This window comes from Colwellia sp. M166 (assembly GCF_024585285.1).
In the GTDB taxonomy this organism is placed as follows: Bacteria; Pseudomonadota; Gammaproteobacteria; order Enterobacterales; family Alteromonadaceae; genus Cognaticolwellia.
This window is the reverse complement of the sequence record NZ_CP040755.1, coordinates 1,793,925-1,810,612: the sequence shown is the minus strand read 5'-3', so window position 1 is coordinate 1,810,612 and position 16,688 is coordinate 1,793,925. Positions and strand designations below refer to the sequence as shown.

The 16,688-nt window shown below is 38.3% G+C and carries 14 protein-coding genes and 1 tRNA gene; 3 read left to right on the top strand and 12 right to left on the bottom strand.

The window, feature by feature from the left end:
- Positions 1–23: 23 nt before the first annotated feature.
- The 3 genes from FGD67_RS08215 to FGD67_RS08205 are packed head-to-tail and all read right to left on the bottom strand — an operon-like array spanning position 24 to position 2,072.
- Positions 24–743, bottom strand: coding sequence for an LrgB family protein (locus FGD67_RS08215; RefSeq protein WP_257174554.1), 720 nt, complete (start codon positions 741–743; stop codon positions 24–26).
- 5 nt (positions 744–748) lie between these two features.
- Positions 749–1,120: a CidA/LrgA family protein gene (locus tag FGD67_RS08210; protein WP_257174553.1), complete on the bottom strand. Its 372-nt coding sequence runs from the start codon at positions 1,118–1,120 to the stop codon at positions 749–751.
- Positions 1,121–1,133: 13 nt separating this feature from the next.
- The gene (locus FGD67_RS08205) at positions 1,134–2,072 is read right to left on the bottom strand and encodes a LysR family transcriptional regulator (protein WP_257174552.1); all 939 of its coding nucleotides are present in this window, start codon (positions 2,070–2,072) and stop codon (positions 1,134–1,136) included.
- A 341-nt stretch (positions 2,073–2,413) separates the two neighbouring features.
- Between FGD67_RS08205 and FGD67_RS08200 the strand changes: the two genes are divergently transcribed.
- A complete protein-coding gene (locus FGD67_RS08200) occupies positions 2,414–4,003 on the top strand; it encodes an isocitrate lyase (RefSeq protein ID WP_257174551.1) in 1,590 nt (529 codons plus the stop codon).
- A 655-nt stretch (positions 4,004–4,658) separates the two neighbouring features.
- Here FGD67_RS08200 and FGD67_RS08195 read toward each other — a convergent pair.
- The 9 genes from FGD67_RS08195 to FGD67_RS08155 all read right to left on the bottom strand — a co-directional run bounded on the left by FGD67_RS08195 (position 4,659) and on the right by FGD67_RS08155 (position 14,792).
- Positions 4,659–5,195, bottom strand: a complete 537-nt coding sequence (locus FGD67_RS08195) for a YHS domain-containing (seleno)protein (RefSeq protein ID WP_257174550.1) — start codon at positions 5,193–5,195, stop codon at positions 4,659–4,661.
- A 92-nt stretch (positions 5,196–5,287) separates the two neighbouring features.
- Complete coding sequence (locus FGD67_RS08190) at positions 5,288–6,067, bottom strand: YdiY family protein (protein ID WP_257174549.1); 780 nt, start codon at positions 6,065–6,067, stop codon at positions 5,288–5,290.
- Positions 6,057–6,887 carry a mechanosensitive ion channel domain-containing protein gene (locus FGD67_RS08185; protein WP_257174548.1) on the bottom strand — a complete coding sequence of 277 codons (831 nt, stop codon included), beginning with the start codon at positions 6,885–6,887 and terminating at the stop codon, positions 6,057–6,059. Before FGD67_RS08185 ends, FGD67_RS08190 begins: the two co-directional genes overlap by 11 nt.
- A gap of 211 nt (positions 6,888–7,098) precedes the next feature.
- Complete coding sequence (fba, locus tag FGD67_RS08180; RefSeq protein ID WP_257174547.1) at positions 7,099–8,163, bottom strand: class II fructose-bisphosphate aldolase; 1,065 nt, start codon at positions 8,161–8,163, stop codon at positions 7,099–7,101.
- Positions 8,164–8,434: 271 nt separating this feature from the next.
- A complete protein-coding gene (locus FGD67_RS08175; protein WP_257174546.1) occupies positions 8,435–9,613 on the bottom strand; it encodes a phosphoglycerate kinase in 1,179 nt (392 codons plus the stop codon).
- Positions 9,614–9,691: 78 nt separating this feature from the next.
- The gene (gene epd, locus FGD67_RS08170; RefSeq protein ID WP_257174545.1) at positions 9,692–10,705 is read right to left on the bottom strand and encodes an erythrose-4-phosphate dehydrogenase; all 1,014 of its coding nucleotides are present in this window, start codon (positions 10,703–10,705) and stop codon (positions 9,692–9,694) included.
- 156 nt (positions 10,706–10,861) lie between these two features.
- Positions 10,862–12,841 (bottom strand): transketolase, encoded by a 1,980-nt coding sequence (gene tkt, locus FGD67_RS08165; RefSeq protein WP_257174544.1) that lies wholly within the window; start codon positions 12,839–12,841, stop codon positions 10,862–10,864.
- 544 nt (positions 12,842–13,385) lie between these two features.
- A tRNA-Arg gene (locus FGD67_RS08160) sits at positions 13,386–13,461 on the bottom strand.
- 167 nt (positions 13,462–13,628) lie between these two features.
- Positions 13,629–14,792: a flagella assembly protein FlgT gene (locus tag FGD67_RS08155; RefSeq protein WP_257174543.1), complete on the bottom strand. Its 1,164-nt coding sequence runs from the start codon at positions 14,790–14,792 to the stop codon at positions 13,629–13,631.
- 514 nt (positions 14,793–15,306) lie between these two features.
- On the opposite strand from FGD67_RS08155, the gene FGD67_RS08150 reads away from it, so the two are divergent.
- Both FGD67_RS08150 and FGD67_RS08145 read left to right on the top strand, forming a co-directional pair.
- Positions 15,307–15,951 (top strand): FlgO family outer membrane protein, encoded by a 645-nt coding sequence (locus tag FGD67_RS08150; RefSeq protein WP_257174542.1) that lies wholly within the window; start codon positions 15,307–15,309, stop codon positions 15,949–15,951.
- Between the two features lie 23 nt (positions 15,952–15,974).
- Positions 15,975–16,439 (top strand): LPP20 family lipoprotein, encoded by a 465-nt coding sequence (locus FGD67_RS08145; protein WP_257174541.1) that lies wholly within the window; start codon positions 15,975–15,977, stop codon positions 16,437–16,439.
- Positions 16,440–16,688 lie beyond the last annotated feature (249 nt).

Sequence of the window (16,688 nt, the reverse complement as noted above, 5' to 3'; positions counted from 1 at the left end):
ATTTTCTGGGGCTATTTCATTTACTATAACAATGCAGCCAAAAAGCTAATGATAAACGGGCTGGTGAGCGCTGTTATTACCGCTGAAACAATTAAGGCTAAAGAGCCAAAAGCGGCATGTTCGTAGCTAATGTTACTAACAGTAGCAGTACCAATAGCGTGGCTTGCTGCGCCAATAGCTAAACCTTGGGCTTTTGGCGATCTAACCTTGATATATGTTAGCCACCGTGGTCCTATTAAAGCACCAAAAATACCAGCAAGCATAACTGCAAAAGCAGTAATGGCGGTATTGCCATCTAATTGACCTGCAATAGCAATGGCGATTGGTGTGGTAATAGATTTAAGTGATAGTGCTACGGCAATGGTATAATCACCGATGATTAACATGGTAATTATAAAGCTGCTGATAATGGCAATAAGTGCACCTATTGATAAAATTAACAGAATACTTTTCCACTGCTTAGTAATGGTTTCTAAATGTTGATAAAGTGGAAAACCTAAGATAACAACGGCTGGTTCAAGTAGGGCATTGAGCAACCAAGAGCTTGAGAAGTAGCTATCGAAACTAATGTCTTGCCATAGGATGAGAGCAATAATGACTAAAATACTAAGCAGCATGGGCTGCAGCCAAATAACATTGAATTTTCGTTGCAGCATCGTAATAAACTGAAACAGTACAACGGTGGCAACAACAGCAATGATAGAAGAAAGTAGGTGGGAGCCTAATAGTTCGGTTAGTATCATTTTATTCACTCCTCGCCAGCGAGACAATGCTGATAATATAGCCCAACCAGGGTAAGGAGTATAAAGGTTGTTGCAAAGGTAATGAGGATGATTGCGATGCCAAATTGTTTGATCAAATCAAAGTGATTGATAATACCAACACCAGCAGGAACAAAGCATACACCCATATGCTTTAAGCACCAAACAACGGTACTTTTTATATGCTCAGCATCGAAAATGCGAAAATGCAATGATAAAGTAAAGAACATTAGTCCGTATAAACTACTGGGTAATGCTGGAGCAACATACGAACACAGTTTCCCCAGTGCAAGGCAACTAAAAATTGCAAAAACACTATACAGCACATTAAATGCCTTTTTATTAAATGCTATCGGCACGGCTAAACTTTCCTTACGGACCTTCGTTGGCAGCTTCAATCACTAGCTGTCTAAACCAAATATGACTGGCATCATGATGTAACAGTGGGCTCCAAATCATTTTCAGTTCAATATCAGGAATATCAAATGGCGGTTTAAGTATGGTGTAGTTACTGTCATTTTTATGAATTAACGCTGCTCGAGTCGGTAATGTTGCGACAAGTTCATCTTCAAATGCTAGTTGCATAGCAACATGATAATTACGGGTGAAAACCTTAATATCACGCTTTTTACCTAAGCGTGCTAACGCTTCATCAACCCAACCTAGCTTTTGAACATCTTGCGGGTCCATACCAACACCAACACCAAAGCCGGTTTTAGATACCCAAACATGTTTGGCACTAAGGTAAGTGTTAAGGTTGAATTTTGAAACCACGGAGTTATCGGCGCTCAATAAGCAGGAAAATGAATCTCGCCAAATGGTTTTTTGATGAAAAGATTGTGGCAACTCGTCAAAACGATTGATAGCCATATCAATTTTTCCGGCCTCAACATCATGAAAAGTGACATCACTAGGCGTCATAATATCTATGGTGACGTTAGGGGCTATTTGATTAATACGTTTTAATAACTTTGGTAATAAAGTTGACGCGGCATAGTCACTGGCCATCAGGCGAAAAACACGGTGACTGTTTTTTTCATTAAATTCTTCTTCACCTTGTAACGCTTCTTCAAGTTCTAGCAAAATTTTACGAATAGCAGGAGCTAAGGCCCTAGCACGTTCGGTTGGCACCATACCATCAGAAGTGCGAACAAGTATTGGGTCATTAAATAATGTCCGTAAGCGCTTTAAGCCATTGCTCATGGCAGGTTGAGTAATATTTAGTTGGCCTGCAGCACGGGTAACATTTTTCTCTCTAAGTAAAACATCAAGATAAATCAGCAGGTTTAAATCGATTTTTGAGATATTCATAAAATTAATAATCTTGAACAAAAATATAACCTAGATATATGTCATGGCTTATAGTGATAATCAAGTAAATTTAACAAATAAATAAAAAAATTAGACTAATATTATAATAAGTTTTTAAAACAAAAAATTATTAACTACTGAATTAGCTTAATAATTCCCTTAACTTGTTTAGAGTTAATACACCATTATTTTTCTGGTGAATGGTAAGGATATTGATTATATATTTTATTTATTTGTAGCTACTGGTTTAGTATTTGTGTTGCTCGGTGTGACAGCTTTCATAAGCAGTTACATCACCAAAATTATAAATACTGTCAGTTAAGACTTTTGGAGAAAGTAATATGTCTAATTATCAAAGTGCAATAGAAGCGGTTAAAGCAATTAAAGAGAAAGCTGGCAGTTCATGGGATGTGATTAATCCTGAATCAGTAGCCCGTATGCGAGTGCAAAACAAATTCAAAACTGGATTAGAAATTGCTCAATATACCGCAGACATTATGCGTAAAGATATGGCGGCTTTTGACGCAGATAAAACCAAATATACTCAATCTTTAGGTTGTTGGCATGGTTTTGTTGGTCAACAAAAAATGATCTCTATTAAGAAACATTTTAATGGTCAAACTGATCGTCGCTATTTATACCTTTCTGGTTGGATGGTAGCAGCACTGCGCAGTGAATTTGGTCCACTTCCTGATCAATCTATGCATGAAAAAACTAGTGTAGCCTCTTTAGTTGCAGAGCTTTATACTTTCCTTCGCCAAGCGGATGCTCGTGAATTAGGTGGCCTTTTCCGTGAATTAGATGCAGCAACTACAGAGCGTGAAAAAGCAGCAATTCAAGAGCAAATTGATAACCATGTAACACATGTTGTACCTATTGTTGCTGATATCGATGCCGGTTTTGGTAATGCAGAAGCAACTTACATCATGGCTAAGCAAATGATTGAAGCCGGTGCTTGTGCTCTGCAAATCGAAAACCAAGTAGCGGATGAAAAACAATGTGGTCACCAAGATGGTAAAGTAACCGTACCTCACGCAGACTTCCATGCGAAAATTCGTGCTTTACGCCATGCTTTCCTCGAATTAGGTATTGATAACGGTTTAATCGTGGCACGTACTGACTCTGAAGGTGCAGGTCTAACGAAAGAAATCGCGGTTGTTAAAGAGCCTGGTGATTCTGGCGATATCTATAACTCTTATTTAGACGTTGAAGAAATTGACGTAACAGACATGGCTGAAGGTGATGTATGTTTCAACCGTGATGGTAAACTGGTTCGTCCTAAGCGTTTACCTTCTGGTTTATATCAATTCCGCCAAGGCACTGGTCATGAGCGTTGTGTATTTGATTGTATCGGTGCACTTAATGCGGGTGCAGATCTACTTTGGATTGAAACTGCAGTTCCTACCGTACACGAAATCGCTGGCATGATGAACGACGTTCGTAAAGTTCATCCAGACGCTAAACTTGTTTATAACAACTCACCATCTTTTAACTGGACGTTAAACTTCCGTCAACAAGTGTTTGATGCCATGGTTGAAGAGGGGAAAGATGTTTCGGCCTATGATCGCGATAACTTAATGAGTGCAGAGTATGACGAAACAGAACTATCTGCTGTAGCGGATGAACGTACGCGTACTTTCCAAGCTGATACTGCACGTGAAGCAAACGTATTCCATCACTTGATTACACTGCCTACTTACCATACTACGGCATTGTCGGTAGATAATTTAGCGAAAGAATACTTCGGTGAACAAGGCATGCTTGGTTACGTTAAAAATGTTCAACGTGAAGAGATTCGTCAAGGTATTGCCTGTGTTAAGCATCAAAACATGTCAGGCTCTGATATGGGTGATGATCATAAAGAGTACTTTGCCGGTGAAAATGCACTTAAAGCGGGTGGTGCGAAAAACACGTCTAACCAGTTTGGCTAAAAATTTATGATAAATTTATAATTTATCAGTAAATCCCAACCAAAGTAAAAGGCTCTACTTCTAAAGTAGGGCTTTTTTATAGTTCTAGGATAAGTCACTTTGTACTGTTAATGCTTTAATTGCATATCAACTATGCTTGGTTGGGTATTTAATTTAGCGCGAGTGTTCGTGATATATTCACTTTTCTAAACTATACAATAACAGATTATTTTCATGATATTACGCGTAGAAGTGCGATGCAATGTAATCTAATACTAAACTTAATAAACTTGGTCTTAGTTAACCCCAGTTCGGGTTAAGCTACTTTACCCAACAATGCTATTTAAACGCCCAATAGCTCGCTATTGGTTTGTAAAAATTCCTTGCTAAGCGCCTAAATTCCATTATTGCGCTTTTTTTAATCTTTTACTTAAAAGATATCGTGTATAATTTAGCCAATAACACTATGAATTAACAGGTTATAAAGTCCATTAACCCGAACTGAGATTAGTTAAATTTTAGCGAGGATTATGCTGTGATATAAAGTATTTCTAGATAAGAACTCAAGCTATTCTTATTGTCGACTTAGTCTTAATCGTTAGTACTATGATTTTATAATGATAATCACTGGCACTATTGACATCAATAGTGCCAGTGATTTTGTCATATGAATTATTTAAAAGGTAAATAGTTCAACGGTATTTTTTTCTTTCCAAAGTTTTTTTGCTTTTAAATCGTTATTTAACTTTGTAGCAGTGTATTGCCAATGTTTACTAGCTTTTGCTACTTTGTCGTCGTCTCGTTCGTTCCAAGCGTTTTTTGCATTGTTATCAAGAAAGAAATATAAGTTTCCTTGATCAACTACATATACAGATGGGTTACCAGCTATCATTTTTTGGTGTGATGCTGAATGTGCACAAAGACCGTCAAATTTAGGTAAATATTTTTCAGGATTTTTTGCAAATAAAAGTTGGTTTTCTTTCTTTGTAAATATATACCTTTTTCCTTTATAGATTGCTTGAAAGTTATTGTTGCCTTTCTGAACAATATCATTATTATAATAACTAATAATATCATGGCCATGAATAGCTAATGGAACTGCTTCAATATTACTTCTAGTTATTGTCTCTTGAGCTGATACAAAAAATGTAGCAGCTAAATAAATAAAAATAACAGATATATTTTGAAGCCAAAAATTTGATTTTGTTTTCATTATTCTTCCTTTCAATTCATTCGTTTTAGTAAAGATATGCATTATGCCCACTCAGCAATGCTACTACTGATATTAGAGAAATCACATCGTATTTAAAAGCTGTAAACCAAAGTCATTGCGGTTTCGGTATTTAAGTTCTCTTTATCTTCATCAACTTCTGTATTGTAGTCTAAGGTAATACTAAACTTAAGTTGTAGTGTTTCAATCAACTTAGTTGAAATTGAGGTTTGAGCTTTGTAGGTGCTATTTTCATCACTTTTTGGCGAGTATTTTGCAACTAATAACTGTTTAAACAACACATGTTCATTAATTTGACGTGTGTACAATGCTTGTGCCTGCACGATAAAAGCTGATTTAGTTTCTTCATCTTGGGTATCTGTTTGACGAATCACATCGCGCTTAAAGCCTGGACCAATATCAGCATCTAAGGTTGCTTTTTCAGTTTCGAACCAACGACGACCCCAACCTGTTGATATTGAGCTCTGATTTTCAAAGCTGCTAAAGCGGTTATCTTCATATGAAACATTAGCATAAATGTAGTTTGGACTGGCTTTATCAAGTGTATAGTTAGTTTGACCTACGAGTGTAAATTTTTGATCACTGGTATTAAAATGCTCTTCACCGTCTTCATCTTCTTCTTCACTTTTCTTGATCAACAGATCTAGCCGCACGGTTGATTTCCAAGCCGCCTTTTCGTGAGCAAAATCAAAGCCTGCTTTAACATCTGCGCTGTTGGTATCACCGGTTTTGAAAAGCATACCTAATTCTGCAGAAGCAGTATAAGGTGATTTTTCTTTTGGTGTGGTTGCTTCTTCTGCTACCGTTGTTAGTGAAACACAACATAACGCGGTGGATATTAACTTAAGACTCATTTTTTTCCTCTTTATTCATATGAACAGATAATTGTGGGAATGGGATTTCGATACCTTCGTTGTCCAATTCAGTTTTAATTTTTTCCAGTAAATCGAAGTAAGTTGGCCAGTAATCTGAAGATTTAACCCAAGGTCTTACCACGAAATTAACACTGCTATCAGCTAGTTCAGAAACACCAACAGTGATTGCTTGATCTTTTAATACACGCTGATCGGCACTGACTAACTTAAGCAAAAGTGCTTTGGTTTTCGCGAGGTCGGCATCATAACTCACGCCGATAATCAAATCTATTCTTCTTGTTGGTTTTGTTGAGTAATTGGTGATAGTGCCACTGGTAATAGAGCCATTTGGAATAATGACGGTCTTATTATCACCGGTTCTTAATTCAGTTGAAAAAATTAAAATTTTCTCAACAATTCCAGCGACACCCGATACTTCAATAAAGTCACCGGACTTGAATGGCTTGAAAACAATCAGCAATACCCCTGATGCAAAGTTCGATAATGAACCTTGTAGCGCTAAGCCTATAGCTAAGCCAGCAGCACCAACGATTGCCACTAACGAAGTGGTGTTAAAACCTAAATGCGATATTGCAGCAACAATAACGATAAAAAATAACATGCCATATAATAGGCTACTGATGAATGAAATGATCGCATCATCCATGCCCTTATGACGCATTACTTTTACTACGCCTCGACGTACCATGTTAGCTATAAATTTACCGATGAAAACTATCGCTATAGCAACGATTAATTTAATTGCGAAATCTATTAACATTTGCTGATTATCTACAAGCCAGTTTTGAGCTATATCCATTATTTACCTTAAAAGCTGTTACAAAGCCCGAATTATAATCAACATGAAAATAAATGACATTAAATTGTTAATAGCTTAATTAAATTATTAACATATGTTGCAGAATAGCGTTGGTAGGGATTTTGAAAATAAAAAGGCAACCTAAGGTCGCCTGGTAAATATGCTCGTTTACTATCTAAGTTAAATAGTTATAAGTAACTGTTAATTAATATTACTTAATTATCGCGTCTAACTTACCGCTAGCATACTGCATAAACATATTATCTAAAGAAATAGGTTTGATTTTTGCTGCTTGACCAACAGTACCAAAAGCTTCGTAGCGAGCCTTACAAATATCAGACATTGCTTGAGTTGATGCTTTTAGGAACTTACGGGGATCAAATTCACTCGGATTTTCAGCTAAGAAGCGACGTACAGCCCCCGTTGATGCTAAACGTAAATCGGTGTCGATATTGATTTTACGCACACCATTTTTAATGCCTTCTTGAATTTGCTCAACAGGTACACCGTAAGTTTCAGGGATTTTTCCACCAAACTCGTTAATTATCGCTAACCAGTCTTGTGGTACAGAAGATGAACCATGCATAACCAAGTGTGTGTTAGGAATACGGTTATGAATGGCTTTAATACGATCAATCGCTAATATATCGCCTGTTGGTGGACGAGTAAATTTATAAGCGCCGTGTGAAGTACCACAAGCAATAGCTAGGGCATCAACTTGAGTTTTTTGTACAAAATCAGCCGCTTCTTCTGGATCAGTAAGCATTTGCTCCATAGTTAACTTACCAACAGCGCCAATGCCATCTTCTTCACCGGCTTCACCCGTTTCAAGTGAGCCTAAACAACCTAATTCACCTTCAACTGAAACACCACAAGCATGTGCCATCTCAACGGTACGACGCGTAACATCAACATTATATTCATAGCTTGATGGTGTTTTGCCATCATCCATTAATGAACCGTCCATCATTACTGATGAAAAGCCTAATTGGATTGAGCGCTGACAAACACTCGGTGATGTACCGTGATCTTGATGCATCACTACAGGAATATGAGGAAATTCTTCGATTGCTGCTAAAATTAAGTGACGTAAAAATGGTGCACCTGCATATGCTCTAGCGCCTGCTGAACCCTGAAGTATTACAGGGCTATTAGTCTCGTCAGCAGCAAGCATGATAGCTCTAACTTGTTCTAAATTGTTAACGTTAAAGGCAGGGATACCGTATCCATTTTCGGCGGCATGATCTAACATTTGGCGCATAGAAACTAAAGCCATGAACTAACTCCTGTGATTATAAATAGTAGCAAAATTGATTTGCATAAGTTTCAGTGTGAAACTTAACGCTTTCGTATCGTAATTGTATCAGATGGTTTTAGTAATTTGCACTAGAATAAATACCAAATCGCTCTGACTTACATAATTTTTAAATTAGGCTTTAATTTAGTTTGCCAATTAGGTAAATAATAACAATTTAATCAAAGCCTAAGTGCTATCCAAAACAGTCAGCTAACTGATGTTAATGGTAGCTTCTAGCTCAAACGGTAAATTATCCTTTAGCTCGAGCTTCCAAAATCTCAACTGCAGGTAGCTTTTTGCCTTCTAAAAATTCAAGAAAAGCACCACCACCAGTTGAAATATAAGATACTTTATCGGCAATATTGTATTTATCAACAGCGGCTAATGTGTCACCACCACCGGCGATAGAAAACGCCTTACTATCAGCAATAGCGCGGGCGATGACTTCAGTGCCTTTACCAAACTGATCAAATTCAAATACACCAACAGGGCCATTCCATACTACGGTACCGGCCTTGGCAATAATCTCTGCTAATACCTTCGCGCTTTCTGGCCCAATATCAAAAATCATATCGTCATCAGCAACGTCGTTAACATTTTTAAGTGTAGCCGGTGCCGTTTCAGAAAATTCTTGGCCGACAATGACATCAGTCGGTACTGGAATAGAACCGTTATTATCGTTGGCTTGTTTAGTTAAGCGTTTTGCTTCATCAACTAAATCAGCTTCGAATAACGACTTACCAACATTATGGCCTTGCGAAGCAATAAAGGTATTAGCAATGCCGCCGCCAACAACTAATTGGTCAACAATACCGGCTAGAGAATCTAGTACGGTTAGCTTAGTTGACACTTTAGAGCCACCAACAATCGCAACTAACGGGCGGGCAGGGTTATCAAGTGCTTTTGATAAGGCCGCCAACTCACCGGCTAATAATGGCCCTGCGCAGGCTGTCGGTGCATATTTTGCTACGCCATGGGTACTCGCTTGAGCGCGGTGAGCGGTGCCAAATGCGTCCATAACGAAAATATCACAAAGGGCCGCGAGTTTCTTTGATAAGCCGTCGTTATTATTTTTTTCACCGTCGTTAAAACGAATATTTTCAAATAACACTAACTCGCCAACATTGACTTCTACACCATCTAAGTAGCTTTTCGCTAAACGAACAGGTACGTTCAACGCCGCGGCAAGATAATCAGCTACCGGCTGTAAAGAAAATTCAGGATTATATTCGCCTTCAATTGGACGGCCTAAATGTGACATCACCATGACTTTTGCACCAGCTTCTAAAGCCAATTTAAGTGTTGGTAAAGCTGCTCTTAAACGAGCGTCTGAGGTGATTTTACCAGCTTTAACTGGCACATTTAAGTCTTGACGAATGAGCACACGCTGATTGTTTAATGCTAAATCGGTCATTTTGATTACTGACATGTTTATTCCCTGTTGGTAGAAGTTTAACTGTTAAGTCAATTATTAAATAATATAATAGTTTGACGATATCGTATCGAATTATTTTACCTTCGCCATCGTAAAGGCGGTATCGAGTATACGGTTAGCAAAACCCCATTCGTTATCACACCAAATAAGGAGTTTAACTAAACGCTTGTGACTAACACGCGTTTGATTGCCATCAACAATACACGAGTGTGGGTCATGGTTAAAATCGATAGAAACTAACGGCTCAGTGGTATAGCCTAAAATACCCGCTAGGCCATTGTTTTGTGCATCGACTATTGCTTGATTAATATCAGCAATAGTCGCGTCGCTTGATAAATTTAAGCTTAAGTCCATAGCGGTGACATTGATAGTAGGTACGCGTACGGCTATGGCTTCAAAGCGACCGGCAAATTTTGGTAATATACGCTCAATACCCGCAGCAAGCTTAGTATCAACAGGTATTATCGATTGGCTAGCGGCACGAGAACGGCGTAAATCAGGATGATAGGCATCGATCACCTGTTGATCATGCATGGAAGAGTGAATTGTTGTAATGGCACCACTTTCAACACCAAAGGCTTTATCTAAAACCTCAATAACAGGTACCACACAGTTGGTGGTGCAAGAGCCGTTCGATACTATTTTTTCAGCAGAGGTAAGTCGTTGATGGTTGATACCATAGATAATGGTCGCGTCTAAATCTTGTGAGCCAGGATGGGAAAAAAGCACCTTTTTTGCCCCTTGCTCAATATGCTGTTGGCCATCAGCTTGACTGCCATATTTTCCGGTGCAATCAATGACGATGTCGACATTATGCTGCTGCCAAGGCAGGTTAGTAATATCAGCTTCATGACTGAGTGCTATCTCGTCACCAGCAATAAATAATTTAGCGCCACTTTGTTGCACCGCAAATGAAAAGCGGCCATGTGTAGAGTCATATTTTAATAAGTGAGCTATACCTTCTGGTTCGGCAAGTTCATTAATGGCGACTAAGTTGAATTCGTTGGTTCTGCCATTTTCATAAAGTGCACGAACCACATTTCTGCCGATCCTACCAAAGCCGTTTATTGCAATATTAATTGACATATATTTCTGATTTATAGCGCTCTATGTTGAATACAGTGCGGATTTAATGTGAGTTAAGCGAAATGTACTCGACATGAGTGGTGATTTTATTAATCATTTAATAGCCAGTTAAGTAATACTTAACTGGCTACAACTTCATGATTATTTTATTAAGACTTAAAGGCTATTGACTGTTTTTACAATGTTTTCAACAGTAAAACCAAAGTACTCAAGTAATACGTTACCTGGTGCTGACTCACCAAAAGTCGTCATGCCGACAACTTTGCCGTTCAAGCCAACATACTTATACCAAAAATCAGTATGAGCAGCTTCAATAGCAACACGTTGAGTCACTGATGAAGGTAATACTGACTCTTTGTATTCGCTATCTTGAGCATCAAAAATATTGGTTGATGGCATAGATACAACACGCACACTATCACCTAATGCTTCAGCTGCTTTTAGTGCCAATGACACTTCCGAGCCTGTCGCAATGAGAATAACGGCTGGTGTACCAACACTATCTTTTAAGATGTAACCACCTTTTGCAATATCTGCAACTTGTGCGCTAGTACGGCTTAAAGCAGGTAAACCCTGACGAGAGAAAATTAGCGATGTTGGCGCATTTTGGCGTTCAATAGCATTTTTCCATGATACGGCAGATTCAGTTGCATCTGCTGGACGCCATGTCACCATGTTCGGGGTAGTACGCAGGTTGGTTAATTGCTCAATTGGCTGATGTGTTGGACCATCTTCACCTTGGCCAATTGAATCATGGGTATAAACAAAAACGTTTTGAATACCCATTAATGCTGACATACGTACTGCGTTACGTGCATATTCCATAAACATCATGAACGTCGCGCCGTAGTTAATAAAGCCGCCATGTAACGAAATACCGTTCATGATACCGCTCATACCAAACTCACGTACACCGTAGAAAATATAGTTACCTGCGGCATCTTCTTGAATACCTTTTGAACCAGACCAAAGGGTTAAGTTTGAACCGGCTAAATCAGCTGAGCCACCTAATAATTCAGGTAACATCGCACCAAATACTTCAATGGTATTTTGTGATGCTTTACGTGAGGCAACATTTTCAGCTTTTTCTTGGCATGCTAAAATATAGGCATTAGCTTTATCTTCAAATTCTGCTGGTAAATCACCTTTAATAACACGACGCTCATATTCAGCGGCTAATTCAGGATGTGCTGCTTGGTAAGCGGCAAATTTATCATTCCAGCTGGTTTGCTCTGCAGTGCCTTTTTCTTTTTGATCCCAATCTGCATAAATGTCTGCTGGAATTTCAAAAGGTGCATGTGGCCAATTTAATTTTTCACGTGTCGCTGCAATTTCATCATCGCCTAAAGGTGCGCCATGACAATCGTGCGTGCCTTCTTTGTTTGGAGAACCAAAACCAATAATGGTTTTACAACAAATCATTGAAGGTTTGTCAGTCACTGACTTAGCTTCAACGATAGCGGCAGCGATAGCTTCTGGATCATGACCGTCAACGCTGACTACATGCCAACCGTAAGCAGCAAAACGTGCAGGCGTATCATCAGTAAACCAGCCTTCAACATGGCCATCAATTGAAATACCGTTGTCGTCCCAAAAAGCGACTAATTTACCTAACCCTAAGGTACCGGCTAATGAACAGGCTTCATGAGAAATGCCTTCCATTAAGCAACCATCACCTAAAAATACATAGGTATTGTGATCAACAATGTTATGACCTTCACGGTTAAATTGTGCCGCTAAGGTTTTTTCAGCAATCGCCATACCAACAGCATTTGACACGCCAGCACCTAGCGGACCTGTGGTAGTTTCTACGCCAGGGGTGTAACCGTACTCAGGATGACCTGGTGTTTTAGAGTGCAGCTGGCGGAAATTTTTCAATTCACTGATCGGTAAATCATAACCGGTTAAATGCAATAGTGAGTAAATCAACATTGAACCGTGACCATTAGACAAAATAAAGCGGTCACGATCGGCCCAATTTGGATCAGTTGGGTTATGCTTTAGAAAATCACGCCATAAAACTTCAGCGATATCTGCCATGCCCATTGGGGCTCCAGGGTGTCCTGATTTAGCTTTTTGCACGGCATCCATGCTTAAAGCTCGAATTGCATTGGCCAGTTGTTGACGCGACGGCATAATTGCTCCAATTATTGTAAAGTTTGATAGGATATAAATTGCGCTTATTTTCGCCTAGAGTACCCCTGTACTGCAAATTTAATTGACACTTTTCTGTGATTATTTTTAACTTAAGCTTAACTCTGCACATTTCTGTAATTTTACTGGAATATTATTGCTTTTTTAGCCTGTGAATATGCTAATGATGATTAAACTTTAAATTAAGCATTAAATTGCAAGTAAGCTATTGAAATAAAAATGAAGATCCTATAGGGTGAATTGGTTGTATGTACAAATAATAATAAAAAGATATAACCTGACATAGGATTGAGTAATGAACAGGTCGTCGTCACGCGGAATTAAGCTGACTACAGTAATATTAGCAGTAGCGATATTAGCAGTGTCAGCCCTGTTGAGCAGCGGCTCATCAGCAGACGACAAGGATGTTGTAATAGAGCAAACAAGCACAGAGCTAGTTAAATAGTTCGCTATTAAATAAAAACCTCGCAATTGCGGGGTTTTTTATCGCTTTATGAAAGTAGCGGGGTGACTTTATTTTATTTGCTGGCGTCCTCACCAGGACTCGAACCTGGAGCAGCGGCTTAGGAGGCCGCAGTTTTATCCTGTTAAACTATGAGGACTAATACACACCGGCGCTATTTTATAAACTATCTGTAAAAAATCAATATAAAAGATCATCCTGTGCCTTAGTTTGATGATCTTTTATTGGCAGCGTCGTACTGATATAGTGTTAATGATGTTTATCTTATTTAAATAAAGCTAATTATAATACTTATGGCAAATAGCTTTAGTACCTAACCGCTAAGTCGTTAATTTGGATATTATCTAATATATGTTGCTCTGTTGTCGTTGCGTGTGCGCTGTCTTGGCTAACAGAATTGATAATGATTTTGTAAGGACTGATATGTAAACTAGGATAAGTACGCTTGTCATCACTGATAAAATTATTTAAATGTAGCAGTGAAAATTCGTCACCAACTTTTACACCGTGCCTTTTCCCTAAATTAAGTGTTAGAGAATTCCCTTGAACCTGCACAATCCTGCCTTGGGTTGGTTGACACATCATATTCTCATCAATGTCACTAACGATACTGTCTAATGTCATATTAATTTTTTTGCCATATTCGCTTTGCCAAAAATTTTGACTTGTTACATCAACTTGTGCGCGTTTATCAAAGCCCCAAGGTGCTGAGCTTTGATAGTGTTTATTTAAAATTCGCTCGCCGGTTGTGCCATCATGAACATAAAGTGCAATGTTAAATTGACGTTGATAAATGTTTTTTTGCCAAAACTGCCAATTATTATTTTCATCGTTGGCTATAGAAAGGTCTTGAATCTCTGAGAATAAAACATATTGACTGTTGGTCATATTCGCTAATGACATGGTTAAGTTTTTTAAGTTTTGTATTTGTAGGCTTTGATTTAGGCGTGAAAATTCTGTTTTAGATTTCAAGGCTAATTTTGTATCTAAATAGATACCTTGGCGTTGTATTTTTTTGGCAAGCTGATCAACTAATACTTTATCAAGAGAGTAAATGCTACCGACATTCGCTTGTTCACGGTGCAGTATATTACTACGGGTTAATAACATTGATTTCTTGTAATCCGCAGCAAAACACTTTTTTTCTTGTGAGAAAATATCTGCACGTATGGTAACCGTCACAAGATTATCACTGTAATTCTCGCTGATTAATTCTAAAGAATTAACACTACCACTGGCTCGAATGTTAATTTCGTCTTGAGTCAATAAACCGTTCACTACCTGACGAACACTTGACACTGATGCGCCTGCTACTAATAGGGCTTTTTTTAATGCGTTTTGTATAGCTTGGTGTTTTGCTGTTTTATTATCGTCATTTTTTATAGCCGCTACGCCTTGTGACTCATACCATTGTCCAAAACTTGAGCCGCTATATATCGCAAAGCAAAGGCATAATAAACTTAAGCGCATAAATATCTCTTTTTAAAATAGGTTCGATCTATATTTTCAAATATGCAGTTTCTGTGCCTACTTATTAAGTAACCCCAGTTCGAGTTAAGCTACTTTACGCAACCATGCTATTTACGCCTAATAACTCGCTATTGAATTGTAGAAATGCCTTGCCCAACCCTAAATTTCATCATTGAGGTGTTTGTTACCCTAGGCTCAGGATTACAGCAAATAAAGCAATGATTTTATAAGCTCTGCTAATAAAGCAAGTGTATTATCAATATAGCCAAAGCGTTGTTAACTCGAGTTGTTGAGGTGAGCAATTGACCTAGATATGCATAACACGGTTACCAGTATGAAAGTGAAGCAAGGTTAGTTATTCAAACGTATATTTAACACGATAAAAGTTAGTTGCTTTATTTTAGGGCTGAATAGTGGGCGGATAAAATAGAATTACAGGGTGAATGTTGGCGTGAATCCTGCTTTAGTATTTCCATATGACTTTATGATATTTGCACTAATTGAGGGGAGCTCAATGAAAAATTGGCTTATAGCAATACTAATACCGGTAGTGATGTCTTGCTCTACAGGATCTAATGATGATTTCTATCGCTCTTCTTATGATGACAAGCAAGAAATTGATAGTTTTAAGTTACCTCGTCATGCCATTAATGACGTAGTAAAGGGACTTGCTTATCAAATGTTGGAAAGTAGCTCGTTTGTGAGCCCTAAAACGCCTATCGCGATTGCGTCATTTGTTGATTTAAAAAATTTAGAATCAACCAATTGGTTAGGTAATCAACTTTCTGAAAGCTTTGTTCATGAAATGCAACGTCATGGCCTAGTTGTTATTGACTTTAAAACCACCGGACACATTCGAGTAACGGCAGATGGTGATTATGTTTTTAGCCGTGATTGGAAAGAACTTCCTGAGCGTCAGATAATTGACTATGTCGTTACTGGCACTATGATGCAACAAGAGGAAGGTATTTTAGTTAATGCCCGTATGATTGGTATGCAATCTCGGGTTGTGGTTGCTACTGCACAATCTTTTATCCCTGCCTGGGTTGTTGGCGATGACTTCAATCATCATGAAAATGTTAAAATGAAAGATGGTATGATTTTACGTGATAGTGCGATGTTAGTTGATGACGCTCGTGCTATTGAAATACAGCAATAGTATTACCCATAAGAGTATTGAAAATGAAGATTTTATCTAATTGTATTGGGGTTTTATTCAGTACTATAGTGTTAAGTGCATGTTCTTCAGTATTTGATAAACATGTTGAGTGGCAAACGGTTAAGCCTGAAAGTTTTCCGGTATTAACGGCGATAGGCCAAGCGCCAATTAGCCTGCAAAAATCTGAGCATAAAACTCAACGTATGTTGATGGCGATAAACGCTTCAAAAATTGCTGCCTATGCTGAATTAGCAGAACAGGTTTATGGCCAAAGTATTGATGGTAAAACCACCATGTCTAATTTACTTATCGATAATCAGCAATTAAAGGCAACGGTACAAGGGATAATTCGTGGTGCAAAAGTGGTTAAAAGCTATCCAGTAGGTGATAGTTACACTACCGAGTTGAGCTTGGACTTTAAAGATGTTTATGATATCTATAGTGCGTCTTCAAACCGCCAAGAGATCAAGAAAATTTCATATTACTAAGCTAATTATTATGTGACTAATAAAACCAGCTGTTGCTGGTTTTTTTATGTTCAGGATGAACGGTATGTCATAGTGCCATGGATGGCATAGAGTGACGATGTTCAGGATGAACGGTATGTCATAGTGCCATGGATGGCATAGAGTGACGATGTTCAGGATGAACGGTATGTCATAGTGCTATGGATGACATAGAGTGACGATATTCAGGATGAACGGTGTATCGTTATGTTACCGGTGGAAAACAATGAT